The organism is Luteitalea sp., assembly GCA_009377605.1.
Lineage (GTDB): Bacteria > Acidobacteriota > Vicinamibacteria > Vicinamibacterales > Vicinamibacteraceae > WHTT01.
In genome coordinates this window covers 1-20,655 of sequence record WHTT01000099.1, presented here as the reverse complement: position 1 = coordinate 20,655, position 20,655 = coordinate 1, and the positions used below count along the sequence as shown (strand labels likewise).

19 protein-coding genes are annotated in these 20,655 nt (G+C 64.9%); 7 read left to right on the top strand and 12 right to left on the bottom strand.

Features of this window, described 5'->3' with window-relative positions; translation table 11 throughout:
* On the bottom strand, positions 1 to 226 hold a 226-nt coding region (locus GEV06_23935; protein ID MPZ20925.1), incomplete at its 3' end, for a hypothetical protein.
* Positions 223 to 480: a PadR family transcriptional regulator gene (locus GEV06_23930; GenBank protein MPZ20924.1), complete on the bottom strand. Its 258-nt coding sequence runs from the start codon at positions 478 to 480 to the stop codon at positions 223 to 225. The genes GEV06_23930 and GEV06_23935, both read right to left, overlap by 4 nt.
* Positions 481 to 737: 257 nt before the next feature.
* Here GEV06_23930 and GEV06_23925 point away from each other — a divergent pair, with 257 nt between their 5' ends.
* A complete protein-coding gene (locus GEV06_23925) occupies positions 738 to 2,378 on the top strand; it encodes a hypothetical protein (GenBank protein MPZ20923.1) in 1,641 nt (546 codons plus the stop codon).
* Between the two features lie 70 nt (positions 2,379 to 2,448).
* Complete coding sequence (locus tag GEV06_23920; protein ID MPZ20922.1) at positions 2,449 to 4,872, top strand: FtsX-like permease family protein; 2,424 nt, start codon at positions 2,449 to 2,451, stop codon at positions 4,870 to 4,872.
* An 82-nt stretch (positions 4,873 to 4,954) separates the two neighbouring features.
* On the opposite strand, the gene GEV06_23915 is transcribed toward GEV06_23920, so the two are convergent.
* Positions 4,955 to 7,720, bottom strand: coding sequence for an FtsX-like permease family protein (locus GEV06_23915; GenBank protein MPZ20921.1), 2,766 nt, complete (start codon positions 7,718 to 7,720; stop codon positions 4,955 to 4,957).
* Positions 7,721 to 7,724: 4 nt separating this feature from the next.
* Positions 7,725 to 8,054, bottom strand: a complete 330-nt coding sequence (locus GEV06_23910) for a PadR family transcriptional regulator (protein ID MPZ20920.1) — start codon at positions 8,052 to 8,054, stop codon at positions 7,725 to 7,727.
* A gap of 309 nt (positions 8,055 to 8,363) precedes the next feature.
* Here GEV06_23910 and GEV06_23905 point away from each other — a divergent pair, with 309 nt between their 5' ends.
* Positions 8,364 to 8,705: a PadR family transcriptional regulator gene (locus tag GEV06_23905; GenBank protein ID MPZ20919.1), complete on the top strand. Its 342-nt coding sequence runs from the start codon at positions 8,364 to 8,366 to the stop codon at positions 8,703 to 8,705.
* A 94-nt stretch (positions 8,706 to 8,799) separates the two neighbouring features.
* Here the strand turns inward: GEV06_23905 and GEV06_23900 are convergent, their stop codons facing one another.
* The 4 genes from GEV06_23900 to GEV06_23885 all read right to left on the bottom strand — a co-directional run bounded on the left by GEV06_23900 (position 8,800) and on the right by GEV06_23885 (position 11,445).
* On the bottom strand, positions 8,800 to 9,153 hold the full coding sequence (locus GEV06_23900) for a hypothetical protein (protein MPZ20918.1): 354 nt from the start codon (positions 9,151 to 9,153) through the stop codon (positions 8,800 to 8,802).
* 64 nt (positions 9,154 to 9,217) lie between these two features.
* Entirely contained in the window at positions 9,218 to 10,234 is a 1,017-nt protein-coding gene (locus GEV06_23895) for a protein kinase (protein ID MPZ20917.1), read from the bottom strand.
* A complete protein-coding gene (locus GEV06_23890) occupies positions 10,231 to 10,983 on the bottom strand; it encodes a hypothetical protein (GenBank protein MPZ20916.1) in 753 nt (250 codons plus the stop codon). Before GEV06_23890 ends, GEV06_23895 begins: the two co-directional genes overlap by 4 nt.
* 93 nt (positions 10,984 to 11,076) lie before the next feature.
* Positions 11,077 to 11,445 (bottom strand): VOC family protein, encoded by a 369-nt coding sequence (locus GEV06_23885; GenBank protein MPZ20915.1) that lies wholly within the window; start codon positions 11,443 to 11,445, stop codon positions 11,077 to 11,079.
* On the opposite strand from GEV06_23885, the gene GEV06_23880 reads away from it, so the two are divergent.
* Together GEV06_23880 and GEV06_23875 are read left to right on the top strand one after the other, a co-directional pair.
* Entirely contained in the window at positions 11,388 to 12,569 is a 1,182-nt protein-coding gene (locus tag GEV06_23880; GenBank protein ID MPZ20914.1) for a metalloregulator ArsR/SmtB family transcription factor, read from the top strand. The two genes, GEV06_23885 and GEV06_23880, sit on opposite strands and share 58 nt — an antisense overlap.
* A 59-nt stretch (positions 12,570 to 12,628) precedes the next feature.
* Positions 12,629 to 14,131, top strand: a complete 1,503-nt coding sequence (locus GEV06_23875) for an adenosylhomocysteinase (protein ID MPZ20913.1) — start codon at positions 12,629 to 12,631, stop codon at positions 14,129 to 14,131.
* A 51-nt stretch (positions 14,132 to 14,182) separates the two neighbouring features.
* Here GEV06_23875 and GEV06_23870 read toward each other — a convergent pair whose 3' ends face one another.
* The 4 genes from GEV06_23870 to eboE are packed head-to-tail and all read right to left on the bottom strand — an operon-like array spanning position 14,183 to position 19,269.
* Positions 14,183 to 15,967 (bottom strand): hypothetical protein, encoded by a 1,785-nt coding sequence (locus GEV06_23870; protein MPZ20912.1) that lies wholly within the window; start codon positions 15,965 to 15,967, stop codon positions 14,183 to 14,185.
* A 39-nt stretch (positions 15,968 to 16,006) separates the two neighbouring features.
* Positions 16,007 to 16,477 carry a thioredoxin-dependent thiol peroxidase gene (locus GEV06_23865; GenBank protein ID MPZ20911.1) on the bottom strand — a complete coding sequence of 157 codons (471 nt, stop codon included), beginning with the start codon at positions 16,475 to 16,477 and terminating at the stop codon, positions 16,007 to 16,009.
* A gap of 29 nt (positions 16,478 to 16,506) precedes the next feature.
* On the bottom strand, positions 16,507 to 17,958 hold the full coding sequence (locus tag GEV06_23860; protein ID MPZ20910.1) for an alkaline phosphatase family protein: 1,452 nt from the start codon (positions 17,956 to 17,958) through the stop codon (positions 16,507 to 16,509).
* Positions 17,959 to 17,961: 3 nt separating this feature from the next.
* Positions 17,962 to 19,269, bottom strand: a complete 1,308-nt coding sequence (gene eboE, locus GEV06_23855; GenBank protein ID MPZ20909.1) for a metabolite traffic protein EboE — start codon at positions 19,267 to 19,269, stop codon at positions 17,962 to 17,964.
* 315 nt (positions 19,270 to 19,584) lie between these two features.
* Here eboE and GEV06_23850 point away from each other — a divergent pair, with 315 nt between their 5' ends.
* Complete coding sequence (locus tag GEV06_23850; GenBank protein MPZ20908.1) at positions 19,585 to 20,031, top strand: hypothetical protein; 447 nt, start codon at positions 19,585 to 19,587, stop codon at positions 20,029 to 20,031.
* Positions 20,032 to 20,268: 237 nt separating this feature from the next.
* Positions 20,269 to 20,655, top strand: a 387-nt coding sequence (locus GEV06_23845) for a hypothetical protein (protein MPZ20907.1), incomplete at its 3' end; no start/stop codon positions are given.

The following is a 20,655-nucleotide window of genomic DNA, read 5'->3' as shown; positions in this document are numbered from 1 at the left end:
GTAGCCACACAGCGTCGACCACCGACCCAGCCGATCGGCGCAGCAGATCGAAATGAGCCCGTCTCGTCAGCTCTCCAGACCGCGCCGTCCATTGCCAACGATGGTGTAGCTCCGAGCCCCACTCCTGCTGCCAGTTCTTTCGCAGGCTGGCGGGAACAATCACGCTGACGAGGCGGATGAAGAACAGACAGAATCGGAGCGTCGCTGCCGTCGGTTGCGCGCTCATGACGTTACCCCTCGCCGCGCGGGTCTGATCCTGGGGAGCGTGCGCGGGACGATCTCCTGCAGAGCGCGGTAGCGGTTCAGGGCGTCGGCGAGTATGCGTTCTCCGGCAGCGGTCAGCTCGTAATACCGGCGTGTTGGGCGCTGCTCGCGACGTGCCTGTGCCTCGGCTTCCCAGCGGGAGCGGACGAGGCCTTCGCGATCGAGCCGCCGCAGTATGGGGTACACCGTGCCGCTGGGGAGGCCGGTCGCATCCATGACGTCGAAGCCGTAGTGGTAGCGGCGTGAGAGGGCGTGCAGAACAAGTGTGGTCGGGTAGGTCAGCTTCACGGCCAAGACCGTCGCGCAGGCTGTCGATGTCTATATAACAAGTATTCTACATAGATGGCCGTGTCAAGCTGAGGGCATAAACGTCTCTATGAAGGTGGGCATCGCTGGCACTCTCCCCCGCAGTAGAAGGGCTGTGCGACGGCAGCCCGTCCAACGTTGTCATCTAGCAGGGGGAGATCCGCCATATGAGACAACATCAGTTCGCTGTATCCCTGTTCGCCTGCCTGACTGCCCTGCCGGCCGCGGCGCAGGTCGGCCATGACCATCGTCATCCGGCCGGGGAATCGCTCGGGCGTGTGCATTTCGCCGTCACGTGCGAGCCGGGAACGCAGGCCGCCTTCGACACGGCCACTGCGCTCCTGCACTCCTTCGGGTACGAAGAAGCTCGCCAGGCGTTCCAGTCAATCACGGAGAAGGACCCGACGTGCGGTATGGCTCACTGGGGTGTGGCCATGACGTACTACCATCCGCTCTGGGCAGCGCCAACGCCGGAGGAGCTGGCGGCAGGCAAGACGGCCGCCGAGGCGGCCGCGAACTTGAAAGCACGTAGCGAGCGCGAGCAACGCTACATCGCCGCCATTGGGACGTTCTATGCTCGGACCGACACGCTCGACCACAGAGCACGCGCCGGTGCGTACCGCTCGGCGATGGCCACGTTGGCCGGGGACCTCCCGCAAGACGAGGAGGCGCAGATCTTCTACGCGCTCGCAGTGCTGGGAACGGCGCCTCCGAACGACCCGACGTTCGCACACCAGAAGCAGGCCGCAGAGATCCTGAATGGGCTGCTTCGGGATCATCAGGACCATCCCGGAATCCTTCACTACACGATTCACGCGTTCGATTACCCGCAGATCGCGTCGCTGGCGCTGCCCGCCGCGCGCGCGTATGCGAAGGTGGCGCCAGCCTCGCCACATGCGCTCCACATGCCGTCGCACATCTTCACACGGTTGGGTCTCTGGGATGAGTGCATCGCCTCGAACATCGACTCTGCCGCAGCAGCCAAGCGCCTTGCCAACAGAATGCATCCAGGAAAGGCTTCGTTCGATGCACTTCACGCCCTCGATTACCTCGAATACGCCTACCTCCAGCAGGGCAAGGACTCCAAGGCGCGGGAGGTGCTCGACGAAGTCTCTGCCGCTTCCGAGTTCGACGAGCCAAACTTCGCGGCGGGATACGCGCTGCTCGCCGTGCCGGCGCGTTATGCGCTCGAGCGGCGCGATTGGAAGGGGGCGGCAGCGCTCGAGGTGCCAGCCGTGTCGCTGCCGTGGGATCGCTTCTTGTACGCTCGGGGGCTCCCGCTGTTCGCGTCGGCGGTCGGCGCCGCGCGCAGCGGTGACCCTACACGTGCCCGCGGGTCGTTGACAGAGCTGGAGAAGATTGAAATGGCGGTCGAGAAGGCGCCACCGCCCGGGCCGTACGATTGGGCGGGGCAGGTCGCATCGCTCCGTCTCGCAGCAGCGGGCTGGGTTGCCTTTGGCGCTGGGGACAACGCGAAGGCGGTAAGCCTGTTGACCGCTGCGGCAGAGAAAGAGGAGGCGGTCGGCAAGCACCCGGTCACGCCTGGTTCGATTCTACCTGCCCGTGAACAGTTGGGTGATCTGCTCCTCGAGCTCGCGCGACCGCGTGAGGCGCTCGAGGCCTACCAAGCGTCGCTGGCGGATGCGCCGAAGCGCTTCAACAGTCTGGCCGGAGCGGCAACCGCCGCCGAGCGCATAGGCGACAGGACGCGCGCCCGACGGTACTACGAGGAGCTCATGGCGCTGTGTGGCGACGGCTGCGAGCGTCCTGCCGCCAAGAAGGCGCAGGCGTTTCTTGCTGCACAGTGAGGCTCGTCCATCGGCAGATATCGGTGAACCTCGACGCGTCGACACTCGTCATTACCGGTAACTGTTACCGATGCCGCTCCTCCACGATTTGCGCTTTGCGCTCCGTCTGATGTGGAAGGACCGCTGGCTCACCGCCGCGGCGGTGTCGGCGCTCGCCCTCGGCATCGGCCTGAACACCACCGTTTTCACATTCGTGAACGCCGTCCTGGTTCGCGGCCTGCCGTTTCCCGAGCCAGATCGCATCCTCCACGTCGATTCGCAACGGCTGGTCGGGGACCGTGACCACCTTGGCGTCTCGTACCTGGATTGGCAGGATTGGCGTCGCGACACGACCGCCTTCGAGGATTTGGGCGCCTGGTCCGGCGGCGCGATGAACATCAGCGAGCCGGGGCATCTTCCAGAGCGCCTCAGTGGAGCCCGGGTGTCGGCCAATACATTTCGCCTGCTCCGCCAGCAACCGCTCCTGGGGCGTGATTTCGTGTCTGGGGAGGATCGCAACGGCAGCGAATCGGTCGTCATTCTCGGTTACGGCATGTGGCAGGAGCGCTACGGCGGCGATCCCAACGTGCTCGGCCGTGTCATCCGCATCGACGAAGAGCCCTGCACGATCGTCGGCGTCATGCCGGAAGGCATGCAATTCCCAACAAACGCGAGGCTGTGGCGGCCGCTCGTGCTGGAGGCGGCCGACAAGGAGCGAGACGACCGGCGGCTGAACGTCTTTGGCAGGCTGAAGCCGGGCGTGTCGCAGGCGCAGGCCCAGGCCGAGCTCGCCGTCATCGCCAGGGCACTTGCGAAACAGTACCCGCAGACGAACAAGGAGACGACCGTCGTCCTCAGCACGTTCAACGAGCGCTTCAACGGCGGCTCCATCCGGCTGGTCTTCCTGAGCCTGATGGGTGCGGTCGGGTTCGTGCTGCTCATCGCCTGCGCGAATGTGGCAAACCTGCTGCTGTCGCGCTCCGTGCAGCGGACGCGTGAGATCGCCGTGCGGGTGGCTCTGGGCGCAAGCCGGTGGCGCATCATCCAGCAACTGCTGGCTGAGAGTGTGTTGCTCGCCTTCCTCGGAGGCGCCCTCGGCCTCGGTCTTGCGGCAATCGGCGTCCGGCTGTTCGACCAGGCAGTCTCGGATGTGGGCAAGCCTTACTGGATCGTCTTCTCCATGGACTGGAAGGTCTTCACCTTTCTCGTGGCGGTCTGCGTCGCGACCGGCGTTGTCTTTGGCCTCGCACCAGCTTTCCAGGTGTCCCGAACGAAAGTCACCGAGGCGTTGAAGGAGGGCGGCCGCGGTCAGGCGGGTGGCCCTCGTGCGCGCCGATTCACGTCGGTGATGGTGGTCTCCCAGATCGCGCTGACGCTCGTGCTCTTGACGGGCGCTGGTCTCATGGTGCGAAGCTTCTTCAAGCTCTATCGGCTCGATCTTGGCATCGATGGGTCGCCGATCCTCACCATGCGATTGAACCCGTCGGAGCGGAGGTACCCGGACGAGGATGCACGTCGGCAGTTCTACGATCGCTTGGCCAAGGAGCTCGATGGCGTCGGCGGCGCCGCCTCGGTCACCTTTGCGTCGCATCCGCCGGTGGGGGGCGCGATGCGGCGCAGGCTGGAGATCGATGGGCGTACAGTGGGGGAGGGCGAGCGCCTACCCGAGGTCTCGACCGTGCTCGTCGGCGATCGCTACTTTGCCACGCTCGGGCTCACGTTGTGGCGGGGGCGTGACTTCGGCCCCCGAGACGGACTGCCCGGGGCGGAAGCGACCATCGTGAGCGAGCGGTTCGTCGCACGCTTCTTCAGCAACGAGGATCCCCTCGGCCGGCGGATCCGGCTCACGGCCGGCGAGGAGGAGCCTGGCCGGTGGCTGACGATTGTGGGTGTGAGCCCGACGATCCGACAAGCACAGGTTCACGAGATCGAGCCGGATGCCGTGGTATATCTGCCCTACCGTCTCGAGCCGGCCGGCTTCACCACACTCCTCGCCCGCGCACGCGGCGAGCCCTCGATCCTCACAACGCCCCTGCGGCGCGCCGTGCAATCGATCGATGCCGACTTGCCGGTGCACGCCGTGTATACCTTTGACGCCCTGCTCGCGCGGTCACGCTGGCCGTACCGTGTCTTCGGCACGATGTTCGCGCTGTTTGCGCTCATCGGGCTCCTGTTGTCGTCGGTTGGCATCTATGCGGTCATGGCCTACGCGGTCAGCCAGCGGCGGCAGGAGATCGGTATCCGCATCGCGTTGGGCGCCGGCTCCAGCAGGGTCGCGCTTGGCATGCTGCGCGGCGGTCTCCTGCAGTTAGCGGTCGGCTTGGCGCTTGGGTTGGCGGGCGCTTACGGCGTGAGCCGGCTGCTCGAGAGCCTGCTCGTCCAGACGACATCGACCGATCCCCTGACATTCGGCACGATCATCGCGCTGCTGTCCGCCGTGACGATCGTCGCCTGTCTGCTCCCTGCGCGGCGTGCCGCACGCGTAGACCCGATCGTCGCGCTCCGCGCGGAATGAGGCTTGCGCGCCAGGCGGTATTCCCTGGACTCTCCGGTGAACGAAATGGTCAACCGACGTGCGGTGGGTGTGAGCTAGTGGGCTAGTCAACTCGCAGAGCGCGCATTGGATCCACGCGTGACGCGCGGCGCGCCGGCAGGTAGGCCGCCAGTGCCGCGATGACGACCAGGGCGGTCACGGCTGCGCCGTGCGCCATAGGATCCAAAGGTGAGATGCCGAAGAACAGCGTTGCCATCGTGCGCGAGGCAACGAATCCGAGAGGGAGGCCGACAATCAGCCCAATCACCACGAGGGTGAAGGCTTCGCGCAGGATCAGCCATTGGACGGCGCCGCGGCTCGCGCCCAGCGCAACACGCAGGCCGAGCTCCGCCGTGCGCCGCGTTATTGCGTACGAGATCGTGCCGTAAAGGCCCAGACACGCGAGGAACAGCGCCACGCCGCCGAAGGCCATCGTCAGCGAGGTCATCAGCCACTCCTGACGCATCGCCCGGACCACGCGGTCGCCGAGCGGCTCGATGGGTGCGAGACGCAGCCGCGGCTCGGCCTCACGCAGCGTGTTGCGGATCTCCGCGGCGAGCGCGGCGGGTGCGCCCGCCGCTCGAATCTCGATGCTGGTGAGGTAGAGCTCGGTCTGCGTGACCGGTCGATACGCCATGTTGACTGCACCGGCCGTCAGGTCATCGGACCGGGCGTCCTGCACGACGCCGATGATCTCGAACGCCTCCTCGTCGAACTCCTCGTCGTAGCTCCAACGCTTGCCAATCGGGCTCTGATCCTGGAAGTATCGACGAGCCATCGTCTCGTTGATCACGCTGACTTTCCGGCTGGTAGCCACGTCCTGCGGCCCGAACGCCCGGCCGTGGACGATTGTCAGGCGGACCGTGCGGAAGTAATCGGTCGTGACGACTTCGTCCAGTAATCTGAGCTGTTCGTCGCGTCCGCGCGTGTAGCCTTCCGCTTCGAAGCGGCTGATCCATCGCGACCCGGAGAACGGTCCGCTGGCGGACATGCTCGCTCTGGCCACGCCGGGGAGGGCGTTGACGTGCTCAACGATCCGACGATAGAGCGCCGGTAGCTGGGCTTGCGTGTAGCCGGCGGCGCGTGGGTCGACACCTGTGACCAGCAGGCGGTCGCGGTCGAAGCCGATATCGACACGCGTGAGCTCCTGCAGGCTCCGTGCGAACAGCCCGGCAACGATCAGCAGGAGCAACGAGAAAGCCATCTGGCCGGCGACGAGCAGCCTGCCACCGAACCACCTGCGACCCACACGACTGCCGCCGGATCCGATGGCACCGCGCGTCTGCGCTTTCAAGGCATCGGCCAGCTGCACGCGTGTGCTGCGCTGTGCCGGCAGCAGGCCGAAGACGAGACCCGTTGACAGCGACACGGCTAGCGCGAAGCCGAGCACGCGCCAGTCGGGACGGACGTCGAGGGCGGTGACCCGAGTACCGTCGTTCGCGAGAGTCAAGAGGCCGCTGCTGCCCCAGTAGGCCACGACCAGTCCTAGCGCACCGCCGATCAGCGAGAGAAGCAGGCTCTCGGTGAGGAGCTGACGCATCAGACGCTCCCGTCCGGCGCCAATAGAGAGACGAATCGCCATCTCGCGGTGGCGGTTCGTAGCGCGGGCCAGCAGCAGGCTTGCGATGTTGGCACAGGCGATCGTGAGCAGGAGAGCAACCATTCCGAAGAGGACCAGCAACGGGGTGGTCAGATCATCGCGCATTGACGACAGTCCGCGGGATCCCGACGTGAGCACCACACGGCTCGACTGATACTGCCGGCGGAGCTCCGCCTCATCCCGGTAGCCGGATCGCTGCGCGTAATCGCGCTGCATCGCCAGCGTCATCGCCTCGGACACGGCCGGCACCGCGTCTGCCGGCATGCGCAGGAAGAGGTCCAGCCAGGAGACCTCGCGCTGCGGCGGCCAGGGCTTCTGCGTGTCGCCGTTGATGCTGCCCACGTCGCTGGCGTAGTGTACGGCTGCCTGCATCATGATTGGCACCCACATGTCCGGGTTACGAGTGCCTACGGTCGTGCCAAAGAATCGCGGCGCGGTGACACCGACAATCGTGACGGGCGTGCCGTTCACGATCACGACGCGCCCGACCGCGTTCGTGGCGCGGCCGAATTTGCGGCTCCAGTAGGCGTCGCTGATCACGGCCACCGGATGATCGTCCAGAGTACGGTTGTCGCCGGGGCCAAGCAGACGGCCGATCTGCGGGTGTTGGCGCAGCACGCTGAAGTAGTCGCCCGCCACCAGCTGCACCTCAGCCGACTCGGCCGTGGCGGGGTTGCTCCCTGCCGTCCCGATCTGCATCGATTGGATGCTGCTGACCGCGGCTACTTCGGCCCGTTCAGCCACCAGCTCGCCGACGCCTCGGTACGCCGGATACGAGAAGCGCGGATCGAGCTGCTCCATGCGAGCGACCTGGGCAACGTAAAGCTGCTCCGGCTGGTCCACGGGCAGTGCCCGCAACACGATTGCGTTGATCAACGAGAAGATGGCGCTGCTGGCGCCAATACCCAGCGCCAGCGACACGATGGCAACGACGGTGAAGCTGGGACTACGCGCGAGCAGGCGCGCACCGAACCTGAGATCTCGAAGAAGATCTTCGAGAGGGCGCAGGGTGCGCGCGTCTCGGCACGCCTCCTTCGCCTGATCGAATCGGCCGAGGCGACGCGGGACCCGTCCGTGCGCCTCGTCCGATGTCGATTCACCGGCGTGAGCGCGGGTCTCCATTTCTTGAAAATGAAACCGCAGCTCTTCGTCCAGCTCGCGCTCGGCCGTGCGACGCCGCAGGAACGATCGCAGCGCCATCCGCACGCGATAATGCAGTCGAATGGCCATGGCCTCAGACGGTATCGAGCAAAGTGGTGACGGCACCCGAGAGCCGGCGCCACTGTTTTGCCTCGCGTCCCAGCTGCGCTCGACCGGCTCGTGTGAGCGAGTAATACTTCGCCCGGCGACCTGCGTCGCTCTCGCCCCATGCGGCCGAGATCCACCCCTGATGCTCGAGGCGGTGGAGCGCAGGATAGAGCGAGCCCGGCTGCACCTGGAGCACGTCGCCGGAGATCTGCTGGATGCGCAGCGTGATGCCCCAGCCGTGCATTGGCGCCAGCGCGAGCGTCTTCAGAATGAGAAGGTCGAGCGTGCCCTGCAGAAGATCGGTTGGCTTACCCATGGGAGCGGTGCGCGCGTGGTTGCGGTCGTAACATCATCCGTCTCTCTCTCTCGATGTTCGAGAGTACAGCCGTCTCTCTCGACTGTCAAGAGAGGAGGAGCTCAGGGCGGACAGCATCAACGCATGATCCCTCCAGGGTCTTCTGAGGTTGGCACAAAGCCTGTGCCCAACTGGTCCCGGTGTCGCCTGCGGATGCGACTGAGTGCCCGTCTGCATCTCCCACTGACCACAGCGGGTTTGACAAGTGCTGCAGCGGTATACTAGTTTGTTCTAGGTCTAGCAACGAACAGTATCGGAGCATCCTGTCGAGTGACGGCACACAAGCAGAAGGATCTCTTCCCCGGGGCGTTGGAGATAATGATTCTCCAGAGCCTCAAGCAGCGGCGGCTCCACGGCTACGCGCTCGTGCAGCACATCAAGCGCACCTCCAACGACCTGCTCCGCGTCGAGGAGGGCTCCCTCTATCCCGCCCTGCAGCGCATGCTGAAAGCCGGCTGGGTGAAAGCGCACTGGAGCGTCTCCGCGAGCGGCCGCCGAGTGCGACTCTATGAGCTGACCGCCGCTGGCGCCAAGCATTTGGATCGTGAAGTGTCGAGCTTCGAGCGCATGCTGGAAGGCATCCGACTCGTGCTGTCGCCGGCGAAGTCATGAACTGGATCGAGCAGTTCGCCTCTCGCCGGGCATGTGTTCCTCCGGGCCCCGTAGGCGGTGTTGATTCGACACAGGCAGTTCGGAGCGACTAGCCTCATCCTGCCTGCGTTGCCGGCGTGCGACCGTACTTCTGTGTCGCGTAGCCGACAATCAGCCCGAGCACGCTGCCAGGCAGCACGATCTCCCAGAAATACTGTCCGCCCAAAACAGCCACCAGCGCCGCGAAGAACGCGCCGACGACAAGGCCCACTAGGAGGCCCTTCGGGAGGGAGCTCACGCGACGCGCGTACCATCCCACCAGCACGCCGACGATGAGCCCCTTGAAGGTAGAGCCGATCACAATGCCCATGATCTGTGGAGCCGTCTCCGGCACCGAGACAAGAGCCGAAAGACCGTCGAAGATCCCAAGGAAGCCGCCGAGCAACGACCCGAGCACCGGTTTGTTCATTTGCCTCTCCCTGATAACGAAGCCCTTTCATTCCCTTACGCAAAGACCAAGAAATCTGTACGATCTACCGGCCGAACCACAGAGCAACGAGCGCGCGCATGATGAGGTAGACGACGACCAGCACGATCGGCGTTCGATACGTCGTGACGAAGCGCTCCAACCGATCCAACCGGCCCTCCGGATACGCCACGACAGACTCACCAGCCCGGAACCTCGCGAGGTCCTCCGCGAGCCCCTTGGCTTCCGCGTAGCGACAGTCCGGTGCCTCGGCAAGCGCTTTCTGGCAGATCGCGCGTAGTCGCCGCGGGAGAGGGCGCAGGCGGGGGAATCGCCGCGCTTCCGCAGCAGCGCGAACCGAAGGGGGCTCGCGCCCACTCAAGATGACGTGGAGGATCACGCCGAGGGCGTAAACGTCCGCCCGAGCGTCAACGGTCGCCGCACGTGCCTGTTCGGGAGCCATGAACCCCGGAGTGCCGATGACCGTTCCCTTCTCGGTAGCGCCCGGTGCGACGGTCGTGGCTGCATCAGTCGATGCCTCGAGGGGATCCTCCTCGTCATCCGCCACAGACGCCTTCGCGAGGCCCCAGTCCAGGACGAGCACCTCGCCGTAGCTCCCAACCATGATGTTCTGCGGCTTGAGATCGCGATGGACGAAACCGCGTGCGTGGGCGAACGCGATGGGATGAAGAATGCGCTCGAAGAGTCCCAAGCGGTCGCTGAGGCTCATGCCCGGAAGATCGAGCTGGTCGAGCGTCCGTCCGCTGACGCGCTTCATCACATAGAACGCGCGTCCGTCTGCGAGCGTGCCGACGTCGTGAATCGGCACGATCCCAGGATGCTCGAGCGTCGCCAGCACACGGGCCTCGGCCTGCAGGCGCGCTCCGAGCGGGCCGTGCCCGGCCAGGGCATTCACCACCTTGATCGCCACCTCGCGCTGCAACGGCTCGTCGACGGCCCGATACACCGTGCCCATGCCGCCGCGGCCCAGCTCCTCGACAATTGAGTATCGAGTGCCCGAGAAGTCTGGCCAGCTCGCCACACGTTGCAGGTGCCGCACCGTGCTGTCGGCGAGCCAGGTCATGGCAGCTCGAGGCCGAACAGCTCCCGCGCCTCGGTACGGAACTCGGCGTCGGAGACCGTAGACACCCGCAGCTGCTCCAACGCGTGCGTGCGAAAGAGGCGTCGCACGATGGCCAGATAGTTCGTGACCTGATGCACTGTGAGGCCCTCACTCGATGCCAAGCTCGCGTAGGTGGCGCGGTCATCTCGAGCGAGGTCGTAGCGCTCGAACAGCCGGAAGTGCACACCCCGCCCCGTCGCCGCGCACTCCTCGCGCACCCGCTGGATGGTCCGCGCAAAGAGATCGCGCACGAACTCCCGGTGGAAGTATTCCTCCAGGTCGGTCGCATCGGGGAGGTCGCGCTCGCGGAGCTCGCCCTCGGCCGTCTCGAACTCCAGCGTGACGAAGCGGAGACGCCCGCCGCGCCGCACCGCGCGTGCCGCGGCCCGCTCGTTCATGACGAAGCGGTCCACGCACACGCGCAGGAAGGTGCGGAACCGCGCGCGTGATGGATCGAAAGCGTCCAGGTACGCCTTGTCGAGGGCGGCCACCAGGAACGATTGCGTGACATCCTCGGCCTCTGGCTCCCGCAACTGCCACTTCACGCGCAGGTATTTGTAGATAGGCTTCCAGTACGATCGCACGAGCGCGTCGAAGCCCTCCTGCCGGACCTCATGGCTCTCACTGCGCATCCGCTCGAGAATCGAGATGCGGGTGGCCGGAAAAGCTGCTGGCCACCGCCCGACAGGAGAATCGTCCCTCGGCAACACGACGCGTCTACTCGGTCGACGTGCCGTGTAGGCTAACCTGGACGCCAAGTGCGACACAACTGAAACCCGCAGGCGGAACAGGCTGCTAGTGTCCTAGGCAGCGGCAGCATCTGGCTGCATGAGGCCGACCATGTTCTGCTCGGTGTCCAGGAAGTACGCGACCCAGCCGACGCCCGGCACGGCCATCTTCGGAACAACCAGGCGACCGCCTGCGCGCCCGATGGCCGCAATCGTCTCATCGAGCGAGGCCACGTCGATGACATTGACCGGTGGCGCCCCTGGCTGCTGGCGCCGCAGCAAACCGCCGTCGATGCCAGGCTGCTCGCCCGGCCCGGTCGTCACCATCCAGTAGTCCATCGGGCCGTCCCATCGCTTGAACGTCCAGCCGAACACGCGCTCGTAGAATGCGACCGCGCGCGTGGGCTCGTCGGCCGGCAGCTCGAAATGAATCACTCGGGGCATCTCACAGTCCTCCTCTGACGGAGACCCAAGAGCGGGTCACAGGCTTCCTATTACGGAACCCTGCGCCGCTCCTGTACGGGAAAGGAATCGGGCACCTTTTCGGGTGCGAAAAGGTGCCCGGTTCCTTTTCCTTGACAAGCGGCCCCGCGGATAATACTCTCAATCCGGATAGACGGATGAACGGACCGGGATCTGCTGCAATTCTCGATGACCTGTCGGTGCTCGGGGACCTGAACCGCGCGCGGGTGCTCCTGGCGATCGAGGAGCAAGAGCTCGCGGTGTCGGAGATCGGCGAGGTGCTGCAGTTGCCCCAGTCGACCGTCAGCCGGCACCTGAAGACGCTGGCCGACGAGGGCTGGATTGTCTCGCGACGAGAGGGGACGAGCCGCTTCTACAGCGCGCCAATTGCGGCGTTGCCACCTTCGAAGCACCAACTGTGGGGACTGGTTCGCGAGCGCGTGGCCGGAACCGCCACGGCGGTGCAGGATGCGCGTCGCGTCCAGAGGGCGCTCGAAGCTCGACGTGCCAGCTCGCGCGCCTTCTTCTCGAGCGCCGCTGCCACCTGGGACCGACTGCGGGACGAGCTCTTCGGGCCAACATCGTACTTGCTTTCGTATCTCGCCTTGCTCGACCCACGCGCCACGGTTGCAGACCTCGGCTGCGGAACCGGGCGCGCCGCCCAAGCGCTTGCGCCCTGGGTCGGTCATGTGGTTGCGATCGACGGCTCGGAGGAGATGTTACAGGCGGCTCGTGATCGGCTGGATCCGCATCCCAACGTCGAGGTGCAACTGGCGGACCTCGAGGGTCTGCCGTTGACCGACGCGTCGGTCGATTTTGCGTTGTTGTTGCTCGTGCTGCACCACATCGCGGAGCCTGCGCGAGCGTTGGCAGAGGCGAGACGGGTGCTTCGGTCACCCGGGACACTCGTCATCACCGACATGACGTCCCACGAGCACGACGAGTATCGCCAGCAGATGGGACACGTGTGGCTTGGCTTTTCAGAAGAACAGATTCAGCGGTACGTGATCGAGGCCGGCTTTCAGTCGTGTAAGTTCCAGGTGCTGCCGCCGGACGCGCGTGCGAAGGGCCCAGCGCTCTTCGTAGCGAGAGCGGTGACAGCCTAGCGTCGCCCGTGAGGGGCAACAGCCTAGCGTCGCCCTTAAAGGGCTCAGAAGGAGAATCCATGAGCGTAGCGGTAAGTGAGAAGGTACACGTGTTCGACGCAGCCAAGCAGGCGGGGCGGCCGCCATTCAAGGTCAAGGACTTGTCCCTGGCCGACTGGGGACGTAAAGAGATCCGTCTGGCCGAGCACGAGATGCCCGGCTTGATGGCCCTCCGTCAGCGCTACGCTGGCCAGACGCCGCTCGCGGGCGCCCGCATCATGGGCAGTCTGCACATGACGGTGCAGACGGCCGTGCTGATCGAGACGCTCGCCGAGCTCGGCGCCGACGTGCGCTGGGTCTCGTGCAACATCTTCTCGACGCAGGACCATGCCGCAGCGGCAGTAGCCGTCGGTCGGCCAGACACGAGCGGCGCACCGGAGAACCCACGCGGCATTCCGGTCTTCGCATGGAAGGGGGAGACGCTCGAGGAATACTGGTGGTGCACCAACGAGGCGCTCCGATGGCCCGACGGCGCCGGTCCGACGTTGATCGTGGACGATGGTGGCGATGCGACGCTGCTCGTGCACAAAGGGGTCGAGTTCGAGAAAGCGGGGCGGGTCCCCGACTTCGACGCCGACAAGGAGCCCGAAGAGTGGGGCGTGATTCTCGACCTGCTCCGCGCAGCGCTCGAGCAGCAGCCGAATCGCTGGTCCGCCATGGCGCCGGAGCTCAAGGGTGTCAGTGAAGAGACGACGACCGGCGTGCACCGCCTCTATCAGATGCAGGAAGCCGGAACGTTGCTCTTTCCAGCGATCAACGTCAATGACTCCGTGACAAAGAGCAAGTTCGACAACATCTACGGCTGCCGGCATTCGCTGATCGACGGCCTGAACCGCGCGACCGATGTGATGCTTGGCGGCAAGGTTGCTGTCGTCTGCGGCTACGGCGAAGTGGGGAAGGGCTGCGCCCAGGCGCTGCGCGGCCAAGGCTGCCGCGTGATCGTCACCGAGATCGATCCGATCTGCGCGCTGCAAGCGGCGATGGAAGGCTACGAGGTGAAGCCGCTCGACGAGGTGGTCGAGCAGGCGGACATCTTCGTCTCCGCCACCGGCAACTACAACGTGATCGCCACGGCCCACATGCAGCGCATGAAGGACAAGGCGATTATCGGCAACATCGGCCACTTCGACAATGAGATCGACATGGCCGGCCTCAAGAAAGTGCCGGGCATCCGACGCGAGAACATCAAGCCGCAATACGACGAGTGGGTGTTCCCGGACGGTCGCAGCATTCTCGTCCTGGCCGAGGGCCGTCTACTGAACCTCGGATGTGCGACCGGGCATCCGAGCTTCGTGATGTCGGCGTCGTTCACCAACCAGGTGCTCGCGCAGATCGAGCTGCACACGAACAGTGGTGCGTACGAAAAGCAGGTCTACATGCTGCCGAAGAAGCTGGATGAGGAGGTCGCCCGGCTACACCTCGATCAGCTCGGCGTGAAGCTGACCAAGCTGACACCGGAGCAAGCGGCGTATATCGGCGTCCCGGCGGACGGTCCGTACAAAGCGTCGCACTATCGATACTGAACCACCAAGGCACGAAGCGCCGACCACGAAGAGCGCGAAAAGAGCAACCAGTCACTTCGCAAGGCGAATCCGTGCGACGACGGGGAAGTGGTCGGACGGATAGCGGCCATCACGACTCGTGCGGCCGATCGTCGCCTCCAGCACTTCGGTCGTCGGTTCGGCAAAGACGTAGTCGATCTTGTCGCCGCCGGTGTTGCCAAGCTCGAAGCCATTGAACGTGCCGGCGGTCGGCTCCGTTCGATGCCGCACGCGAAACGTGTCCACCAAGAAGACGCCGCCGTCCGGGAGCTCCCGAAGCGTCTCTACCGCCGGATTGTCCTCCGCAGCATTGAAGTCTCCCGTCACCACGACAGGGGCCGGCGGGGTCCGCGAGCGGATCTGCTCGGCGAGCAGAGCTGTGCTTTGCTCACGCGACGGCTGCGAGCGATGGTCGAGATGCACGTTGTAGGCGTAGAAGGTCGCGCCCGATTGGTCGGCAAAGCGTGCCCACGTGCAGATGCGGGGAATCGTGTTACCCCACGACGTCGAGCCCGGCACATCCGGCGTGTCGGAGAGCCAAAACGTATCGCTGGCCTCCGCCGTGAACCGATCGCGCCGATACAGAATCGCCGAGTACTCGCCCTCCCTCTTTCCATCGTCGCGGCCAACGCCGACCATCGCGAATTGGGGCAGTGCCTCGAGAATCTCCTGAAGTTGAAAGTGCAGCGCCTCCTGGACCCCGACGATGTCGGGGCGCTCGGAACGCAAGACCTCGAAGAGCAGCGCTCGGCGCGCTTCCCAGCGGTCTGGGCCGTCTTCCGCGGTGCCGTACCGGATGTTGAAGCTCATCACCGTCAGCGGCTGGCCGCGTGAATCCGGCTTGGGAGGCGCTTGCCCGCGCGCTGGCTCCTCGGGCACCCCCTGCAGGAAGCTCGCATACGACGCCCGGACGGTCTGTCGGTCGGCGCCCTCTGCTATCGAGGCGGGAAGGATGGAGGCAATTGGCCCATCGAACCACTGGCGTGCCTGCCGCTCGATGCCGAGGCCGTATGCGACGTGGCCAGTGCCGGCAAGCACCGCCATGATGGCGTTGGTATCGGCCTCTTCGTCCAGCGCGTCGACCGCGCGACGTGCCATCACGGCGTCCCAGGCGGCCTGTGCGCGAAGCATGGCCGTCCAGTCTTCTGGGCTCGTTGGACCATGGGCAGCGGCGTCATCACCCATGAACGCTCTGAAGAGCGCCAAGTGGTCGGCATTCGCAGGATCGTGAATAGTCGGCACCTGGGCTGCTTCCTCGGGCGACAGGCCTGTCACGCCGCGCGCGCGAACCGCCGAAATGACCTCGCGGGGAACGTTGAGCGCGACGAGCGGCAGCGCATGCTCGCGGGCGAGCAGGAACAACTCACGATAGTACCGCCACGACATGCCCCAGTGCTTGCGCCAGTCAACCGCTTCTGGCAAGGCCTCTTCCTCGAGATCGCCGCGCGTCCAGCGGTCGAGCGCCGGTTGCGACGACCGTGGCAGCATTTCGAGACCGATGAGCACGCGGCGCCCCCGCCCGACAAGCGCCTCGATGACACGGCGCTGGAGATCGTGAGACGCGACGCTGTCGTGTTCCTCGCCCACAAGTAACAAGCGGGTATCGTCCAGGTGCGCCGCCAAGTCGTCCAGCGATATTGCCTTGCCGCTCGCCGTGTCTACGAGCATACCGGCGCCGAGCTCGACGGTCTGATCACGCCGAGAAGGGTCGCCCAGCCGCAAATTGCCAGGGTCACTGCCGCTCGCAGACGCGGCCAAGCTTGCGAGGAGCCAGCACCCAACCCACACGCCAACGACACGGAACGACAGGTTGCTCATGTCACGGGTCCTTGCGCCCTTGCGATTTACGTTTGCGGCTCAAGGCAGCGCCTGAATGGCCTGCAGCACGTCGGTGACGTGCTGGTTCACATCCACTTTATCCCAGCGTTTCGCCACTTTCCCTTGGGCATCGATGAGATAGCTGACTCGCGCCACGCCCATGAACTTACGGCCGTACATGCTACGCTCTTGCCAAGCCCCGTACTTCTCCGCCACCGCGTGATCCTCATCTGCGAGTAAGGGAAATGTCAGATTGTGCTTCGCGGCAAAGCGCGCCTTACTGGCCGAATCGAGCACGCTGACGCCCAACACGACCGCATCCAGCTTGCGGAGCTGCGCGAGGCTCGCCTCGAAGCTGCACGCCTCTTTCGTGCAACCGGGCGTGTCGTCTTTGGGATAGAAGTAGAGCACCAGGGAATGCCCTGCATAGTCTGTCAGACGGTGTGTCTCACCGTGCTGATCCTTCAACGAAAACGCGGGCGCCTTTCGTCCCGGCTCGACAAACGGCATCGGTATCTCCAGGAATCAAGAATCAAGAATCAAGAATCAGGAATCAGCTTGCCATGAGCGAGCGTGCCGACCCACCGGAGGCGAGCCGGCACGTGAGTCGAATGGGAATCAGGAGTCAGGTGGCTCAAGATTATCGCGTATACATCCACTGAATCGATCACATCGGCTGGAAGCAGATGTCGCTGCCGCGTCATGAGTAGTGGTCCGTCATCGCTTCCGTCCGTTCGACGCCCGTGTGATCCCTTGACGAGCGTCGCGTCGAGCGGGATGACATCCAGGAGCGTCCGAAATCCAAGGCTCTTCTTCGCGAGCTTCCAACCAATCCTCAGGGTGGGTGTGCGAATCGCTGGATCGATGAACAACTCCGCCGGATCGTATCCTGGCTTCCGGTGAATGTCGACGGTACGCGCGAAGTCCGGAGCGCGGTTGTCATCGAGCCAGTAGTAGTACGTGAACCAAGCGTTGGGACTGGCAATCGCGACCAGGTCTCCGCAGCGCTCGTGGGCGACGCGATGCGCCTCCTTGTGATGCGCGTCGAGCACCTCGTCGACGCCGTCGGTCTTGTCGAGCAGGGCACGGACCTCGTCGAGGCGCGCAGGATCATTGACGTACACGTGCGCCACTTGATGATCCGCCACGGCGAATGCGGCGCTCGCGCCAGGATCGAGGAGCTCGCACCCCAGCTCCTGGCGAACGGCGATGAGCCCATGCTCTCTGAGCACGCGGTTCAGATGGATCGGCGAGGACACTTCGCATAAGCCGTACTCCGAGACGATGATCACCTGGGTCTCTCTCGACTCGTAGTAGCTGATCAAGTCGGCGCAGAGCTCGTCTACCTGCTGCACGTCGGCGGCGATCGTCGAATCAGCCGGGCCCACACGCTGCAGCTGGTAGTCGAGATGGGGCACGTAGATCAACGTGAGCGTAGGAGTGAACTTCTCCTCCACCTGCTTTGCCGCTGCCGCAATCCACTGGCTCGACTTGATCGACGTCTTCGGCCCCCAGAAGTCGAAGAGCGGAAACGTTCCCAAGCTGTCTTGGAGCTCATCTCTGAGACCGGCTGGCGTGGTGTAGACGTCAGGGAGCTTTCGCCCATCCGCCGGGTACATCGGCCGCGGCGTCACGGCGTAGTCCGCCGTTGAGTACATGTTGAACCACCAGAAGAGGTTTGCGCAGGTGAACGACGGATCGACGGCACGGGCGGCCTCCCATACCTTCGGCGCCTGGACCAGCTTGTTGGACTGCCTCCAGAACCGTACCTCGCAGTCGTCCCGAAAATACCAACCGTTGCCGACGATACCGTGCACTTCGGGATATTGGCCCGTGAGATAGTCCGCCTGGGCCGTACTCGTAACGGCGGGAAAGGCCGACCGAACCCGCGCCACAGAAGCGGTCTCGCCCCAGCGGGCAAGCTGCGGCGCGACCGACTGGAGCAGCCTCGGCGTCAGCCCAACAACGTTGATCACAACGGTTCTAGGCACCCTCTATCCCTTGATCCCTTCGGCCCCTTGGTCCCTTGATCCCTTGGTCCCTTGGTCCCTTGGTCCCTTGATCCCTTGATCCCTTGATCCCTTGATCCCTTGGTCCCTTTCGACTCCAAGCACCCACTCGTACTCCCGCACGATCGAATCGAGCAGATCCATCTTCAGGCCGGCGGGGAGCACGTCCCAGGTGTACGTCTCGATCTCCAGATGTCGCGTTGGTCGTGTTTCCTGGATGCTCTCGAGGACGTGCCGAACGTACTGCTGCGTGGAGCCGAGGCCATCGTACTCGTCGGTGAAGAGCGGCACGTGAAAGTGGATCCGCCACTGCCTGGCGGAGGCGTCTCTGCCGCGACCTAGCGCATTATCCAGATCGGGGTAGTGGCAAAGCGCCGCGCCGCGCCGCTCGACGACCTGGTGGAGATACGTCGCGTCGGCGAATGGCCGCAGCCGTTCGGCGACGGCCGCGAAGTGCGCGGGCTCGGACGGAAGGGCGACATCGAGCGCAGAGCTGAGCTGCACCCGTCCTATCTGAATGCCAGCGGCGCGCAGCCGACCGAGGGCGGCGACCGGGTCCTCGTACGCCACGGCGAAGTGGCAGCAATCGAAACAGACGCGGACATGCTCCAAGAGTTGAGCGCGCGCCTCGGTGACGGCAATTCCCAGCGCATCGGCAAGTATCGTCTCGCCGAGGGGGAGGAGCCAACGTTCGAAGAAGGCAACTGTTTCGTCTGTATTCTCCAGGACGCAGTCTGGCTCTGGCTCGATGTCGAGGTGTATGAGCCTGCCATCGTCTTGCTCGACGCGCACGAGCGCCTCGGCAACGCGCACGATGTTGCGCGTGACCGTCTCCCACGCGCGCTGATCGGAGTTGGGCATCCACGGTTTGTAGGACAGCGGCGATGTCGAGATGCCACCGTCTAGGCCGTCCGGCAGCAACGCCTGCAAGATCTCGATGAGATCCAGGGTGTAACGGACCCTCGCCTCGTCTTGCCAGTCTGGGGCATAAACCCGGTCCTTGACCGGCTCGCCGTGGAAGGCACCATAGGGGAAGCCATTGATCAGCGCAACATACAGCCCCTCGCGCGCGAGAAAGGCGCGGAAGTCTGCGAGCCGCTCGCCGTCGAGCAGCTCACGCGCCTCGCGGGCCGACAGGCGGAGCCCGATGCCGAAGGGCGCAGACGGAGACAGCCGCTGCTTCAATGCCGACGCGTATCGCTGCAGGTTGGCGTAAACCGCGTCCCAGCCGCTGGCAGGATGAATGTTGGTGCAATAGGTGAGGTGGAAGAAGCCGTCGGTCGAGATCAGCACGATTCGATATGTCCGGTTCGCGTCGTCGAGCCCGGCGATCAGCGTACCACGGACGAGACGCCATCGTCTTGCGGGTGAGCACCTCCTTCACAAGCGCGAGAAGGAGGGTAACAGCAGACAGGAATGGGCACCGCGGGGACAGTCCCCGTTTTCGGGCCATTACCTAGGTCGCCAGTAGCGTTGGCTGGCCGAAAACGGCAAACGAGGGCTGCCCCCGTTTTCCAACATACGAAAAACGGGGGCAGTCCCCGGGTAGCCGGTTCCTGTTTCTGCGGCGGCACAGGGCTTGCTCCCGGCTCTCGCACGGTGGTGCCAATGGTCGAGATTCTCCCTCAGGACGTCCGCTACGCCGCACGTCAACTCCGCCGGACGCCGGGGTTGACCCTCGCCGTCGTGGCGACGCTCGCGCTCGCCATTGGCGCCGCCGCGACGCTCTTCAGCCTGTGGAACGCGATAACGCTGCGACGGCTACCGGTTGCCGAGCCCGATCGACTCGTGGCCCTGTCGCTCGCCGACAGACGCTCCGACGCAACCTACTCGATCGAGTACAGCACGTACCGCGAGCTTGCGACACACCAGCAGGTGTTCGAGCAACTCTGCGCCTATTCGGGCGGCGGCGTCTTTGCGGTCGAAGCGCGCGGGACGTTGGTGGACGCCGCATCGCCGCCATCACGCCGGAGTTCTTCGACCTGCTGCACCTGCGTCCCTTGCTCGGCAGGCTCGTCGAATCGCAGGACGCACCTGACACGGGGGCATTCGTGAAACGTGTCACTGGGGATCCAAACCGTCCGCTGCGTGCGCTCGACCTCATCGGTCGGTTGCGGCGCGGCGTGACCTTCGAGCAGCCTCCTCGGCAACCGCCCCGGCGCCATGGTGCCGCGGCCCACAAGAATTTACTTGCACGTCTGATAATTGCTGAGCTAGTATCTCAGCCGTTTATCGGGCGCCCTCCGAGCTGATCCGTCGCCGGCTGCAAGCGTCCTGTCCGCGGGAGGTTGGATGCGCAGCGCTCGGTGGTGGTGGCGCGCAAGCAGCGCCCTTCTGGCTCTTCTCGGCTTCGTCCTCCCCGCGGCGGCTCAGATCTCGCCGTCGTCTCCTTCGATCATGAACGGCGCGGGCCAGAACCCGCGCCACGGGCCGCTGGCCTTCTTGCCGTTCGAGTCCGTCGACCCGTTGAACGGTGGGCTCCATCTGACGCAAACGGATCTCGTCCTTCCCGGCAATGCCGGTCTGGATCTCGCGATTACGCGCGTCTACAACAGCAAGATCTTTCCCGACTGGGAAGCGGGCGGTGGGGGATCCCTCATGGATCCTTCGTGGGTCGGCCTGGGCTGGCGTCTGCATTTCGGCCGCGTGGTGCGCATGCAGGACGGCAATCCCGGCGTG